The sequence below is a fragment of the Flagellimonas alvinocaridis genome (assembly GCF_965248585.1).
Classification (GTDB): domain Bacteria; phylum Bacteroidota; class Bacteroidia; order Flavobacteriales; family Flavobacteriaceae; genus Flagellimonas; species Flagellimonas alvinocaridis.
This window is the reverse complement of the sequence record NZ_OZ252111.1, coordinates 778,646-793,445: the sequence shown is the minus strand read 5'-3', so window position 1 is coordinate 793,445 and position 14,800 is coordinate 778,646. Positions and strand designations below refer to the sequence as shown.

At 43.2% G+C, this 14,800-nt stretch carries 12 protein-coding genes; 7 read left to right on the top strand and 5 right to left on the bottom strand.

Features of this window, described 5'->3' with window-relative positions:
* Nucleotides 1–71 precede the first annotated feature (71 nt).
* The 4 genes from ACP14V_RS03515 to ACP14V_RS03500 form a co-directional block, all read right to left on the bottom strand.
* Nucleotides 72–2,096 (bottom strand): S9 family peptidase, encoded by a 2,025-nt coding sequence (locus ACP14V_RS03515; RefSeq protein ID WP_409557928.1) that lies wholly within the window; start codon nucleotides 2,094–2,096, stop codon nucleotides 72–74.
* Nucleotides 2,097–2,238: 142 nt separating this feature from the next.
* Nucleotides 2,239–2,763 carry a DUF4136 domain-containing protein gene (locus ACP14V_RS03510; RefSeq protein WP_272609376.1) on the bottom strand — a complete coding sequence of 175 codons (525 nt, stop codon included), beginning with the start codon at nucleotides 2,761–2,763 and terminating at the stop codon, nucleotides 2,239–2,241.
* Nucleotides 2,764–2,828: 65 nt separating this feature from the next.
* A complete protein-coding gene (gene obgE, locus ACP14V_RS03505; protein WP_424987849.1) occupies nucleotides 2,829–3,830 on the bottom strand; it encodes a GTPase ObgE in 1,002 nt (333 codons plus the stop codon).
* 50 nt (nucleotides 3,831–3,880) lie between these two features.
* Complete coding sequence (locus ACP14V_RS03500) at nucleotides 3,881–4,990, bottom strand: adenylate kinase (protein ID WP_272610280.1); 1,110 nt, start codon at nucleotides 4,988–4,990, stop codon at nucleotides 3,881–3,883.
* A 118-nt stretch (nucleotides 4,991–5,108) separates the two neighbouring features.
* Here ACP14V_RS03500 and ACP14V_RS03495 point away from each other — a divergent pair, with 118 nt between their 5' ends.
* The 5 genes from ACP14V_RS03495 (at nucleotide 5,109) to ACP14V_RS03475 (ending at nucleotide 9,739) form a co-directional block, all read left to right on the top strand.
* Nucleotides 5,109–6,263, top strand: coding sequence for a 5-(carboxyamino)imidazole ribonucleotide synthase (locus ACP14V_RS03495; protein WP_272609374.1), 1,155 nt, complete (start codon nucleotides 5,109–5,111; stop codon nucleotides 6,261–6,263).
* Between the two features lie 4 nt (nucleotides 6,264–6,267).
* Complete coding sequence (purE, locus tag ACP14V_RS03490; RefSeq protein ID WP_272609373.1) at nucleotides 6,268–6,759, top strand: 5-(carboxyamino)imidazole ribonucleotide mutase; 492 nt, start codon at nucleotides 6,268–6,270, stop codon at nucleotides 6,757–6,759.
* Nucleotides 6,760–6,771: 12 nt separating this feature from the next.
* Nucleotides 6,772–8,808, top strand: a complete 2,037-nt coding sequence (locus ACP14V_RS03485; RefSeq protein WP_272609372.1) for a M3 family metallopeptidase — start codon at nucleotides 6,772–6,774, stop codon at nucleotides 8,806–8,808.
* Nucleotides 8,809–8,951: 143 nt separating this feature from the next.
* Nucleotides 8,952–9,506: a sigma-70 family RNA polymerase sigma factor gene (locus ACP14V_RS03480; RefSeq protein ID WP_272609371.1), complete on the top strand. Its 555-nt coding sequence runs from the start codon at nucleotides 8,952–8,954 to the stop codon at nucleotides 9,504–9,506.
* A gap of 2 nt (nucleotides 9,507–9,508) precedes the next feature.
* Nucleotides 9,509–9,739, top strand: a complete 231-nt coding sequence (locus tag ACP14V_RS03475; protein WP_136565583.1) for a hypothetical protein — start codon at nucleotides 9,509–9,511, stop codon at nucleotides 9,737–9,739.
* Here the strand turns inward: ACP14V_RS03475 and ACP14V_RS03470 are convergent.
* Nucleotides 9,736–10,560 carry a hypothetical protein gene (locus ACP14V_RS03470; protein ID WP_272609370.1) on the bottom strand — a complete coding sequence of 275 codons (825 nt, stop codon included), beginning with the start codon at nucleotides 10,558–10,560 and terminating at the stop codon, nucleotides 9,736–9,738. The two genes, ACP14V_RS03475 and ACP14V_RS03470, sit on opposite strands and share 4 nt — an antisense overlap.
* Before the next feature lie 125 nt (nucleotides 10,561–10,685).
* Here ACP14V_RS03470 and gcvP point away from each other — a divergent pair, with 125 nt between their 5' ends.
* Both gcvP and ACP14V_RS03460 read left to right on the top strand, forming a co-directional pair.
* Nucleotides 10,686–13,538: an aminomethyl-transferring glycine dehydrogenase gene (gene gcvP / locus ACP14V_RS03465; protein ID WP_272609369.1), complete on the top strand. Its 2,853-nt coding sequence runs from the start codon at nucleotides 10,686–10,688 to the stop codon at nucleotides 13,536–13,538.
* 164 nt (nucleotides 13,539–13,702) lie between these two features.
* Complete coding sequence (locus tag ACP14V_RS03460) at nucleotides 13,703–14,761, top strand: 3-oxoacyl-ACP synthase III family protein (RefSeq protein WP_272609368.1); 1,059 nt, start codon at nucleotides 13,703–13,705, stop codon at nucleotides 14,759–14,761.
* The last annotated feature ends 39 nt before the right edge of the window (nucleotides 14,762–14,800 follow it).

The following is a 14,800-nucleotide window of genomic DNA, read 5'->3' as shown; positions in this document are numbered from 1 at the left end:
TCCCATAAAGTTCCAACAAACAAAAAAGGAGCTTAAAAAGCTCCTTTTTAATCGAGAATCAGTCCTATAAATCAATCCTTCAACGGCTGGGGGATTTCCTGTTGTCCCAAATGTTTGGCATAAAAGCCCATCATGGCCTTATAGAGTTCGATACGGTTCTCCTCTTTACCAAACCCATGGCCTTCATCATATTTTACCATATAGGGTACGTCATAGCCCTTACCTCTTAGAGCACTCACAATTTGGTCTGATTCATCTATATTGACCCTAGGATCGTTTGCCCCTTGCACCACGAACAAAGGTTTTTTCATTTTATCTATCTGATATACTGGAGAAACCTCTTCCATAATTTTCTTTTCTTCTGGAACGTCCTCATCATACCATATTTCCTTAATGATTTTTAAGTACGGTTTCCAATACGGAGGAATAGTCTTCATGAAAGTGAACAAATTGGATACTCCTACATAATCCACACCACAAGCGTAGAGATCCGGTGTCTTGGTCAAACCCCTTAACACGGCATACCCTCCATGACTACCTCCATAAATTGCGGCCTTGTTAGGGTCTACCCAACCTTGGTCCACTACATATTGCAATCCATCCTCCACGTCATCCATGGCTTTTCTTCCAATCTGTTTAAAGCCAGATTCCAAGAACTCCCTACCATACCCCCCAGAAATCCTAAAATTCACCTGTAATGTGGCATAGCCCCTACTGGCAAACAATTGTGCTTCCGGGTTAAAGCCCCAAGAATCCCGGATGCCTTGCGGTCCACCATGGGGGTTGACAATAACAGGTACCTTTTGGCCGGCCAAAGCTGCTTTGGGCAAGGTGATATATCCATGCAGGGTAATACCATCCCTGCTGGTGAAGGTTATGGGACGCATTTCGGCCATATCCTCTTTTTTTAACTGCGGCATGGTATTGTAAAGCTCCGTAAGTTCATCCTTGGCCACATTGTACGCATAATACATGCCATACACCCGGTCGCTGTCTACATAAAGCATATACAGGTTTTCATCTTCAGTGCTATCCAATATACTGTACTGCATTCCGGGAAGTTCTTGCTTTACGCGAGCATCCAGTTTTTTAAAGACCTCGCTTACTGGGACTACCACACTTTTTTCTCCTTCGTATGTAAAATAATCCACTTCATAGTTTCTGGTTCTGGACAGCCCCATATTCTGCACATCGTAATGATCATTAAAAAAGACCTTCTTTATGGTTTTGTTCTCCTTAAGATCGAACAGCTGTACTTCCGCTTTATCATTGTCTAGATTGGAAACCACGTAAGCATCATGAGGATATTCTGTTGCATAGTTAAAGCTGGTGATGAAAAAGTTATCCTTCCAATTCAGCTGTTTCAAGACTTGGAAACCGCCATTGCCATCCTCATAATAGGTATCCTGCTCCACTCCATCCCTAAGTCTTGTAAATCCTTTCAATTTTCCGTTTCTATCAAAATCGTATCCCAAAATAGGGTTGGCTGGGTCATCATTGGTATACAACTGGGTCAGTTCGCCGTTCACCACATTCAGTTTAAAAGGTTCAAAGACCTGGGCATTGTTCTTGTTCATGGAAACAATGATATGCTCTTTATCATCCCGTAACAACTCTGTGAAATCTGCCCTTACACCATCAAAGGGAGTCAAGTCCTTCAAGTTGCCTCCATCCAAATCCACTGCATAAATATGGTAGTTTTCATTGCCTCCCTTATCCATGGAAAAGTATAGTCTGTTATTGTTTAACCAGCCATAAATCCTTACAAGTTCTTCCTTTTCCTCAATGGCTTTTTTTACCTCATTGGTCTCCAGGTTCTTCACATAAATATGACGTTTACCATTCTCATCGCTTTCCCTGTAGGACAAGTATTTTCCATCTGGGGAAAACCGAAATGTGAACCCCTTGGGATTGCCAAAATAGTCTTCCACGGTGTACCGATAATCTCCCTGGTCCAATGCGGCCAAGGAAACCAATTCGTCATTGGAACTGGCCAAAGTGGTATCGCCAGGTTTTTCTTGGGCATGAAGGGCAACTCCCAAAAACATAAATAGGGAAACCCCACAGGCCCATTTGATCCTTTGTGTTGTTTTCATACGTGTTGAATTAAGTGTTTGTTTTGAAAAAATGATGTTATAACAAATTAGACTGTCCGTATCTTTCTTTGTTACAAAAACCAACAAAAAACTGATAATCAACCGGAAACATCCAATTACAAGGTTGACCGCAATCTTGTCCTTACTTTGTTTCTGGGGGAAACTTTGACAATGTTTTTTTGACCAGGGCCCTCAATCTTTCTTCGCGAACGCTAGGGGAAGCGTTATCTCGATAGCCACTTTCAGTGGAGGCTTGCCAGAACAGCGCATCACGTTGTGCATCCACAAAATCAAACAGAATATGACGCTGTATTCCAGAATTTCCAATGGGCAATCCAACGGAAACTCCGCCACCCACATTTCTTCCCGTGCCACCAATACCAACACCTACAGCGCTGTTGGGCGGACTACGAAATTCACTGCTCTGAATATTGATGAAAAAATCAGGCTCTTCGGCCAAACGATACCCTTTTATCTGTAAGGTGGAATCCAAAATCCGAATGAGACGCTTTTCGTCCAATTGGGTCAAGCCCGAATCCAAATCGGAAAAATAATTGTAAGTGGTATAACTGGAAAAGTCCGTTCCCTTATCGTAGTCATAATTGACCCGAATGGAGACGCAAGAGGCCAATAGGCTACACAATACAATAATCCATAGGTTTCGCATGGCAGATAAATCTGGATTAGCTTAAAATTAAGGATTATTTGGCTTGGGTGGGAGAACAGGCGCCTTTATTCGTTCAATAGCGCCCACAGCTTATCCTTGAGCTGCTGAATGCCCAATTGGCTTACCGATGAGATAAATAGATAGGTGACATCCTTAAAATCGGGCTCCATTTCCTGTCGCATTTCTTCAATAAGCTCCTCATCCAACATATCGCATTTGGAAATGGCCACAATACGCTGTTTGTCCAACAACTCTGGATTGTACCGTCTCAGCTCATCCAAAAGAATGGCATATTCCTGACTGATGTCCTTGCTGTCTGCCGGAATCAAAAAAAGTAAGGTGGCGTTGCGTTCAATATGACGCAGAAAATAGTGGCCCAGACCCTTGCCTTCGGCCGCACCTTCAATAATTCCGGGGATATCGGCCATGACAAAACTCTGGAAATCCCGATGCTCCACAATACCCAGATTGGGTTTTAAGGTAGTAAACTCGTAATTGGCAATTTTAGGCTTTGCCGAGGTCATCACGGATAGCAAGGTGGATTTCCCAGCATTGGGGAATCCCACAAGACCCACATCGGCCAAAACCTTAAGTTCCAAAGTTAACTGGGCCTCCTGCCCCGGGATTCCGGGTTGTGCATATCTAGGAGTCTGGTTGGTAGGGCTTTTAAAATGCCAATTGCCACGACCTCCCATACCACCTTCCAAGACAATCTTCTCTTCTTGGTCCTCGGTAATCTCAAAAAGAACGGCATTGGTCTCGGTATCTCGTATCACCGTCCCAAGGGGAACCTCCAAATAGGTGTCGGCCCCATCGGCACCGGTACTCCTATTTTTACTGCCATGCTCCCCGTGACCTGCCTTAAAATGTTTTTTGAACTTATAATGGACCAACGTCCATAGGTTTTTGTTCCCCTTCACGATCACGTGGCCTCCACGGCCACCATCACCACCGTCAGGACCTCCCTTGGCAACATACTTTTCCCGATGTAAATGCGCAGAACCCTTGCCTCCGTTCCCGGAAGATACATGCACTTTCACATAATCCACAAAATTGCCTTCGGTCATGTCAATGGTTTTGTTAGCAGAAAGGTGAAGGGTAAAATGTTACCTCCGTCTCAGTCCAAAGTATCTATTACCTTGCCCAAACGCTCGGTGATTTCTACAATATCCCCAATTCCGTTTACGGAATGGAATTTCCCCTGCTTTTCATAATACGCTTTCAAAGGGGCTGTTTTTTCGTTGTATTCCTCAAAACGATTGCGGATTTTGCTCTCATCTTGATCATCGGAACGCCCACTGCTCTTTCCGCGCTCCAATAAACGGGCGATCAGCACCTCATCATCGGCCTCTAGGGCAATAGTGGCATTTACCTTCATATCCTTGGATTCCAAAAAGTTGTCCAAAGCCTCTGCTTGTGCAGCGGTTCGAGGAAATCCGTCAAAAATAAAACCTGAAGCTTCTGGATGATTCTCCACTTCTGCCTTCAGCATATCAATGGTTACCTCATCGGGGACCAAATCGCCCTTATCGATATAGGATTTGGCCAACTTGCCCAATTCCGTTCCATTTTTAATGTTGTATCGGAACACATCCCCTGTGGAAATGTGTTTCAAATTGTACTTCTCTTTCAAGAACCCAGCCTGGGTTCCTTTTCCTGCTCCTGGCTTTCCAAAAAGCACTAGGTTGATCATATCTGCTTGGTTTAATTGGTATACTTCCCTTAAATTTCTGCCCATTTCATTGTAGTCCAAACCGTAACCCACAATAAAATTATCCGGGATTTCCAACCCTACATAATCAATGGCATATTCACCATTGTAGATTTCGGACTTGTAAAAAAGGGCAGCAATTTTAAATTCCTTCACATTGGTCTGGGAAAACAGGTGCACCAATTGCTTCAATGTTCTTCCCGTGTCGACCACATCTTCCAAAATAATGACACTCTTTCCTTCCATGTCTTCTTGAACATCCAACAAGGTTTCAACAATCCCGGTGGAAGTCAATCCTTGATAGGAGCTCAACCGTACAAAAGAAACTTGGCAAGGGTGCTGATACGCCTTTAAAAAATCGGCCACAAACATAAAGGCTCCGTTGAGTACACCTACAAAAAGGGGTGTCTCATCCTTGTAGTCCTTGGCGATTTCCGCCGCCATTTTTTCTATGGCCGCAAGGATTTGTTCTTCCTTTAAGTAAGGTTTAAACAACTTGTTGTTTAGCTTGATCAACGTATCAGTATTTTGGTCAGGTTGGCAAAGATAGCATTTTTTGGGGGTGGTATGCCCAGCATCTTTCATCCCTTCAAGGAATTCATGTATTTTTGCAGTCATTCCAATTTAATGATCCATGGATTTTTTCTCTTCCAATTTTAAACTCGGTATTTTAGGGGGTGGGCAATTAGGCAAAATGATGCTCTACGAAACCCGAAAATGGGACATCTTTACCAAGGTCATGGATGCTTCACCCGAAGCGCCCTGTAAAATTGCTTGCAACGAGTTTGTGGAAGGTAGCCTTATGGATTTTGATGCTGTTTATAATTTCGGGAAGGACGTAGATGTCCTCACCATTGAAATTGAAAATGTGAATGTGGACGCCCTTGAAAAATTGGAACATGAAGGCAAAAAGGTCTATCCTCCGACCAAAGCCTTGCGTACCATCCAGAACAAAGCCACACAAAAACTATTCTATACGGACCACAATATCCCAACTGCGCCGTTCATGCGTTTCGCCTATACTTCTGAGATAGAAGACAGCATTTCCAACGGTGGCCTCCAACTTCCTTTTGTTTGGAAAAGTGCCCAGTTTGGATACGATGGCCAAGGTGTGAAGGTGGTCCGGAAAATAGAAGATTTAAACGGACTTCCCAATGTAGAGTGCATTGCCGAAAAAATGGTCAATTTTAAAAATGAATTGGCTGTAATCGTATCGCGAAACACCAAAGGTGAAGTAAAAACATATCCCGTGGTAGAGATGGAGTTTCACCCAGAGGCCAATCAGGTTGAATATGTTATCTGTCCGGCCAGAATTGGGGATCCCGTAGCACAAAAAGCCACTGAAGTGGCTCTCAAAGTGGCTGAACATTTACAACCTGTAGGATTATTGGCGGTGGAATTGTTTCAAACGCAGGATGACCAAATTTTAGTCAACGAAGTAGCACCAAGACCTCATAACAGTGGACATTATAGTATTGAAGCCAGCTATACCAACCAATTTGAACAGCATATCCGGGCCATTTTAGGCCTACCTTTGGGAAAAACGGATAGTAAAGTAGCGGGAATCATGGTTAACTTGGTAGGTGCCGAAGGTCATACCGGGGATGTGGTCTATAAAAACATGGACTCTATTTTGGAAATGGATGGGGTAACACCTCACATCTATGGAAAAAAACAGACCCGTCCGTTTCGAAAGATGGGCCATGTAACCATTGTAGACGAAGATATGGCAAGAGCCCGTGAAGTAGCCCAAAAAGTTAAAGAAACCATCAACGTTATAAGCAAATAAAAGTATGAGCAAAGTAGCCGTAATCATGGGAAGCACAAGCGACCTCCCCGTTATGCAGGACGCCATCGATATTTTGAAAGAGTTCAATATTGAAGTGGATGTGGACATTGTCTCCGCACACCGAACTCCAGAAAAACTTTTTGATTTTGGCAAAAACGCCCATAAAAATGGATACTCGGTCATCATAGCCGGGGCCGGCGGAGCTGCGCACCTTCCGGGAATGGTGGCATCCTTGTCCCCCTTGCCGGTAATCGGTGTTCCAGTAAAAAGCAGCAATTCCATTGACGGATGGGACTCTGTTCTCTCCATTTTACAGATGCCCGGCGGGGTTCCCGTAGCCACTGTGGCCTTGAACGGCGCAAAAAATGCTGGGATTTTGGCCGCTCAGATTATTGGGAGTTCAGACCAAAAAGTTTTATCGAAAATGGTGGACTACAAACAAGGCCTCAAAGAAAAAGTAATTAAAGGAGCAGAAGAAGTTCGTAACAAAAAATAAACCTACGCAGAAATGCCCAATAATAATCCTCTCTTGGAGCCCTTTGATCAAGCTCCATTTTCAAAGATCAAGAACGAACATTTTAAGCCTGCCTTCTTGGAGGCTATTGAAAGTGCCAAAAAAGAAATTGATACCATAGTGGAAAACCCTGAAGCGCCCACCTTTGAAAACACTTTGGAAGCTTTGGATTTTTCAGGACAGCAGTTGGACAGGGTATCCAGTGTTTTTTTCAACCTGAACTCCGCAGAGACCAATGAGGAAATCCAAAAAATAGCGCAGGAGGTGTCTCCTTTATTGTCAGATTTCAGCAACGACATTACTTTGAATCAAGCACTTTTTGCTCGTATCAAAACGGTGTATGGGCAACGGGAGAACCTTTCCCTGACCCCTGAGCAACAGACCTTGTTGGAAAAACGCTATAAAAGTTTCAGCAGAAACGGAGCAAACCTCAACGAAGCGGATAAAAAGAGGCTTCGGGAAATTGATGCCGAACTTTCCAAGTTAAAACTGAAATTCGGTGAAAATGTACTGGCCGAAACCAACAAATATGAAATGTTGCTGTCCAACGAAGAAGATTTAAAAGGTCTTCCTGAAGGCGCAAAGGAAGCGGCCGCCCAGTTGGCGCAATCTAAAAACAAGGAGGGCTGGCTCATCACCTTGGATTATCCCAGCTATATTCTTTTTATGAAATATGCCGAAAATAGGGCGTTGCGCAAGGAACTGTCTCTGGCCTTTGGCAGTAAAGGATTCCATAATGATGCATTGGACAATCAAGAAAATGTGCTGCAAATTGTCGCCCTTCGTCATGAACGTGCCAACCTATTGGGTTATCCCACCCATGCCCATTTTGTGCTGGAGGAACGTATGGCGGAAACTCCTGAAAAGGTGTTGGAGTTCTTGAATGAACTTTTGGAGAAGGCCAAGCCTGCCGCCGAGAGGGAGTTTGTAGAGTTGGAGGCCTTTGCCAAAGAATTGGATGGCATTGACCATTTGGAAAAATGGGACAGCGCGTACTACTCTGAAAAATTAAAGCAGAAACTGTTCAATTTGGACGATGAAAAATTGAAACCCTATTTTAAGCTTGAAAATGTAATCAGTGGGGTTTTTCAAGTTGCTGAAAAACTTTTCGGACTAACCTTCAAGGAGGTTTTTAATGTGGACAAATACCATGATGAGGTAAAGACCTATGAGGTTTATGATGATTCAGGCAATTTTGTTTCACTTTTCTATGCCGATTTCCATCCCCGTCCCGGGAAACGTGGTGGGGCTTGGATGACCTCGTACAAGCCGCAGTACACTCACAACGGCAAAAATAGCCGCCCCCATGTCTCCAACGTATGTAATTTTACGAAGCCAACTTCTTCAAAACCTTCGTTGCTTACCTTCAATGAGGTGACCACTTTGTTCCATGAGTTTGGACATGCCCTTCATGGGATGTTGGCCAACACGATCTATCCTGGTCTTTCGGGAACTTCCGTGTATTGGGATTTTGTGGAACTCCCCAGTCAGGTAATGGAGAATTGGTGCTATGAAAAAGAGGCCTTGGAGCTTTTTGCCTTCCATTATGAGACAGGAGAGCTCATTCCCATGGAATTGGTTGAAAAAATAAAGGAATCTGCCACTTTTCAAGAAGGCATGGCCACCATTCGCCAATTAAGTTTTGGTTTCTTGGACATGGCATGGCACGGTTCGGACCCATCGAGCATCAAAGACGTAAAAGATTACGAAACAAAGGCTTTTGAAAGTACAGCCCTGTTCCCCGATACCCCTGAAACCTGCATGAGCACTTCTTTTTCCCATATTTTTCAAGGAGGATATTCTTCAGGGTATTACAGCTACAAGTGGGCTGAAGTTTTGGATGCGGATGCCTTTGCTTATTTCAAGGAAAAAGGCATTTTCAACAAAGAAATTGCGAATAGCTTCAAGGAACATGTGCTTTCTAAAGGAGGCACAGAGAATCCCATGGAACTGTACAAACGTTTTAGGGGATCCGAACCAAAAATTGATGCTTTGCTGGAAAGAGCCGGTTTGATAAAAAAGGTTGGTTAATTTCCCATAGTATCGTTTTTAGTTCATCTTGGATTAAAGGGATGGCTCAATTACCATCAACAATTTTCTTTTGGATGTTTTGCAATAGATTATCTGTAAGATCATTGGACAAAATCCATTACTTTTGATACTTCAAACAAACTATGGCCGAACACAGACTTCATCCTGAGAATTGGGTAGACCACTATGCAGATTATCTGTTCAATTACGCCGTTGCGCGGGTAAGCGATGCAGAAATTGCCAAGGATCTGGTTCAGGAAACTTTTTTTGCCGGACTAAACTCAGCTAAAAATTATAAAGGTGATGCTGCAGAACGCACTTGGTTGATTGCCATTTTGAAACGCAAAGTCATTGACCATTACCGCAAGATCAATTCAAAAAAAGGAAAGGCAGAGGTACGGGTGAGCTATAGTTCTGATTCTGATGCCGAGGGAGACTGGTTGGAAGAACAAGTGGCCGACCCATTTAGCCAAGATGGCGATAACGTTCTGGAAAACGAAGAACTGGGATTTGCCATCCAAGAGTGTATTTCCAAACTACCTCGCAAACAGGCCCAGGTTTTTCAGATGAAAACCATCCAAGGGATGAGTACAGAAGATATTTGTAATGAACTGGACATTAATCCGTCCAACTTGTGGGTGATGATCCACAGAGCAAGAACGGCACTTATGGGTTGTTTAAATGATAATTGGTTTTAGTTATGAAGATTTCATGTGAAGAGGCGTCACATATCTGTACAAAATCGCAGTACAAGGAAGCTAGCTTTTGGGAAATCCTGAAGCTTCGCATACATATTCTGTATTGCAAGGCCTGTGCAAAATATTCAAAACAGAACGGCACGCTTACTTCCTTATGCGATAAAGCCGAACTAAATGTTCTTTCTGAAGAGGATAAAGAATGTATGAAGAAGGATTTGGAAAAGCGACTCTAAAGGAATATATCCACTATCCAAAAAAGAGCCAACCACATCACTGGAATACCTTCTATCCAAAATGATGCAAAGTACCGTTTCATGATTCTCCTTTGCGAGGCAAGGATAAAAATTAAAACAAAGGTCATTGCCAATCTTAACCCAATTTCTTTAGGGTTGACTTCATCCCTTAAAAAGGTCAGCAAAAAGAAAGTAATGGCAAGGATTACTCCCAGTCTTTGGGTTTTCTTCACCCCTAAAACCTGTGGTAAAGTCCTTAAATCTTTATGGTCCCATTTTAGATCCCTGATTTCAAAGGGTAAAATCAACACCACCACTAAAATAAAACGTTGCAGAAACAAAACCCAGATATCCCAATCCAAAGATACTTTAGCATCCATAACAGGTAATAGTACTGTAAAACCTACCCATACCAAGGCCACAATAAAAATCTTGAACCCTCCCAAACTCCTTAAATTTTTCATGTTGGGAAGTAATGGCACCGCATATAATGCGGAAATCACCCCTAAAATCAAGGTAGTTTCCCATATTTTAGAATCCAATTGAAGTAAAAAGTACATCGCAAAACCAAAGGACACAAAGCTGAAGGCCTGAATACCCCTGTGATAAGCATTGGAAACAATCAGGTATTTGTAGGCCTCTACCCCGTATTTTATAAAGTTGTAACAAACAATAACGCTAAAAAAAGTAAACCCCATGAGCGTACCGTCCCAGGACATCCCTAAAAGATAAAATGTGATTCCCATAAGTGAAATCACCGAAAGAGCTACATGGATACTGGCGTCCAGATAAAAATCAAAGATTGGTTTTAAGCCTCTCATTGTATAAAATAATAGTCCCAGGAACAAACGTTAACCAATGGTTAACAACTTTGGCAGGGCCACTTTCAAAATTGCCTATTTTCATTGAATTAATCCCTAATTTTGTGCACTTTATTGGATTGAACATGAATACAGAAGTATTTGCCGCCAGACATATTGGCATAGCAGAAAAAGACCTCTCCAAAATGTTTGGAACCATTGGGGTCGATAATATGGAACAGTTAATTTATGAAACCATTCCAGATGACATTAAGCTGAAGGAAACCCTAAATCTTCCCAAAGGAATCAGCGAACATGAGTTTTTGGGGCATATCCAAAGACTGTCTGAAAAGAACCAAATTTTTAAAACTTATATTGGGTTGGGATATCATGAATCCCTTACCCCTTCGGCAATCAAAAGGAACATCTTGGAAAACCCGGGATGGTACACCGCTTACACCCCATACCAGGCCGAGATAGCCCAAGGGCGATTGGAAGCTCTGTTGAACTTTCAGACCATGGTCAGTGATCTTACTGGAATGGAGTTGGCCAACGCCTCTCTTTTGGATGAAAGTACAGCGGCAGCGGAAGCCATGACCATGTTGTTTGAACTCCGTTCCAGACAACAAAAAAAGGATGGGGCCGTAAAGTTTTTTGTTTCTGAAGAGATTCTACCGCAAACCCTGAGCTTGCTCAAGACACGGGCTATTCCGTTGGGTATAGAATTAGTGGCTGGCAATCATGAAACCTTTGGTTTCTCCGAAGATTTTTATGGAGCCATTCTTCAATATCCGGGCAAATCCGGACAAGTGAACGATTATGCGGGATTTGTTCAAAATGCCAAGGACAACGATATAAAAGTTGCCGTTGCTGCCGATATCTTGAGTTTGGTACTCCTTACTCCTCCCGGTGAATGGGGTGTTGATGTTGTCGTAGGCACCACCCAACGTTTTGGTATTCCACTGGGATACGGTGGCCCACACGCAGCCTTCTTCGCCACCAAGGAAGAATACAAAAGAAACATTCCCGGTAGAATCATTGGAATCACAAAGGATACCGATGGCAACCCTGCACTTAGAATGGCCCTTCAAACACGGGAACAGCATATTAAAAGAGACAAGGCCACATCCAACATCTGTACGGCTCAAGTATTATTGGCCGTTATGGCTGGAATGTATGCCGTTTACCATGGACCCAACGGATTGAAATATATAGCTTCCAAGGTTCATGCCCAGGCAGCGCAACTGGCCAAGATTTTGGAATCGTATGGATTTGAACAACTCAATTCCTGTTATTTTGATACCATAAAGGTTAAAGTGGGCAATAGCATTGCATTAAGGGAAATCACGGAAGGTCATGGTATCAACCTAAATTATATTGATACCGATACCGTTTCCATTTCATTGAATGAAGCTGTTTCCGAAGATGACCTGAAAACTTTGGCGCTTTGTTTTGCGGATGCCCACGGAATAAAAACCCATAATGCCGAACCTGTTTCCGCAGAAGGTATCATTCCGGAAACTCTTAAACGTAAGAAGCCTTTTTTGGAGCACGAGGTTTTCAATAGCTATCATTCAGAAACCGAATTGATGCGCTACATCAAAAAATTGGAACGCAAGGATTTGGCTTTGAACCATTCCATGATTTCCTTGGGAAGTTGTACCATGAAGCTGAATGCCGCTTCCGAAATGCTTCCCCTAAGTTGGGCTCATTGGGGCAATATTCACCCATTTGTACCCTTAAAGCAAGCACAAGGATATCAAGAAATGCTCAAGGCATTGGAATCCCAATTGAATACGATTACCGGCTTTGCCGCTACGTCACTTCAACCCAACTCAGGAGCCCAAGGGGAATATGCGGGCCTCATGGTGATTCGTGCTTATCACGAGTCGCGAGGGGAAGGACATCGAAATATTTGCCTTATCCCTGCATCAGCACACGGAACCAACCCAGCTTCGGCTGTAATGGCTGGTATGGAGGTGGTGGTTACCAAAACCGATGAAAAAGGAAATATAGATGTTGCCGACCTTGAAGAAAAAGTGCAACAACATTCCGAAAACTTGGCTGCCTTGATGGTTACCTATCCATCCACCCATGGTGTTTTTGAATCGTCCATAAAACATATCACCCATTTGATTCATGAAAATGGAGGGCAAGTATACATGGACGGTGCAAACATGAACGCTCAAGTTGGTCTAACCAATCCAGCCACCATTGGTGCGGATGTTTGCCACCTTAACCTGCATAAAACTTTTGCCATTCCACATGGCGGTGGAGGTCCTGGTGTTGGCCCTATATGTGTTGCGGAGCAGTTAAAACCTTTTTTGCCTTCAAATCCCGTCGTTGAAACTGGCGGCAATAACCCCATAACTGCCATTTCAGCAGCACCTTGGGGCAGTGCTTTGGCTTGTTTGATTTCCTATGGATATATTAAAATGCTGGGAGCCGAAGGTTTAACCAATGCCACCAAAGCCGCTATCCTCAATGCCAATTACATCAAAGACCGCCTAAAAGGCAAGTTCGATGTCTTGTATACCGGAGAAAGGGGAAGAGCTGCACACGAAATGATCATTGATTGTAGACCCTTCAAGGCCAATGGCATTGAAGTAACCGATATTGCCAAAAGATTGATTGATTATGGATTCCATGCCCCTACAGTTTCATTTCCGGTGGCTGGAACCCTGATGATTGAACCTACCGAGAGTGAAAGTCTCGCTGAATTGGACAGGTTTTGTGATGCCTTGCTATCCATTCGCCAAGAAATTGACGAAGCCAGTGCGGATAACCCTAACAATGTTTTGAAAAATGCCCCTCACACCTTGGGCATGATCACCAATGATGTTTGGGAGTTCCCCTACTCTAGGCAACAAGCTGCTTTTCCATTGCCCTATGTGGCTGAAAATAAGTTTTGGCCAAGCATACGAAGGACCGATGAAGCTTTTGGGGATCGTAATTTAATGTGTACCTGTGCACCAATAGAGGCCTATGCCGAAGTATAAAAAGTACTGTATCCATTGACAAAAAGCCCTGACACTCAAAGCAAGTCAGGGCTTTTTTTATATACTCCCCTTAAAAAGAACGCCTTGGACATCGTACTCTTTGTTATGCGTGCATAGCATTACTGCTGCATCATGCCTAATTTGTATGCTACTAAAACCTCATCATGAAGATTGGCATCACCGGAACAGGAAGTTATATCCCATCCCTAATCACCAAAAATGAAGATTTTTTGGAACATGAATTTTTGGAGTTGGATGGCTCATCGTTCCATCAGGACAATGGCACCATCATTGAAAAGTTTCAAGCCATTACAGGAATTGGCGAACGCAGGTATGCCGAACCTAATCTAAAAACTTCCGATTTAGGTTTTCTGGCCGCCGAGAAAGCCTTGACGGATGCCAATATTGACAAAGAAACACTGGATTATATCATTTTTGCCCACAATTTCGGTGATATGACCTATGGAAAAATACAAGGTGACACACTCCCAAGCTTGGCAACCAGGGTAAAACATCTCCTTAAAATCAACAATCCAAGATGTGTGGCCTATGACCTAATTTTTGGTTGCCCCGGTTGGATTGAAGGTGTAATTCAGGCGACAGCTTTCATCAAAAGCGGAATGGCCAAAAAGTGTTTGGTGATTGGAGGAGAAACCCTTTCCCGGGTCATTGACCCCCACGATAGGGATAGTATGATTTTTTCAGATGGTGCAGGTGCCTCTATTATTGAAGCTTCCGATACTTCTGGGGAAATTCTGTCCCATGCTTCCGTCACGTACGCCAATGAGGAAGCCTACTATCTTTATTTTGACAAAACCAATTCCGCAAAAGGCTGTAAGGATACACGATTCATAAAAATGTACGGCCGAAAAATATATGAATTTGCCTGTTCCCATGTTCCCCAAGCCATGAAGGATTGTCTGGACAAAAGTGGGGTTAATATAGATCAGGTCAAAAAAATCTTCATCCATCAAGCCAATGAAAAAATGGACGAAGCCATAATAAAACGGTTTTACAGACTCTATGGTCAAGAAGCCCCCATAAACATTATGCCCATGAGCATTCACAAATTAGGGAATAGTTCTGTGGCCACGGTCCCTACACTTTATGACTTGGTCTTGAAAGGAAAACTATCCGATCATCAACTAAAAGAAGGGGATGTGGTGCTATTTGCAAGCGTAGGCGCCGGAATGAACATCAACGCTATTGCATATCGGTATTGACTAGTTGGAATCTCAACAAGTTCTTCTGGGATTTATGGA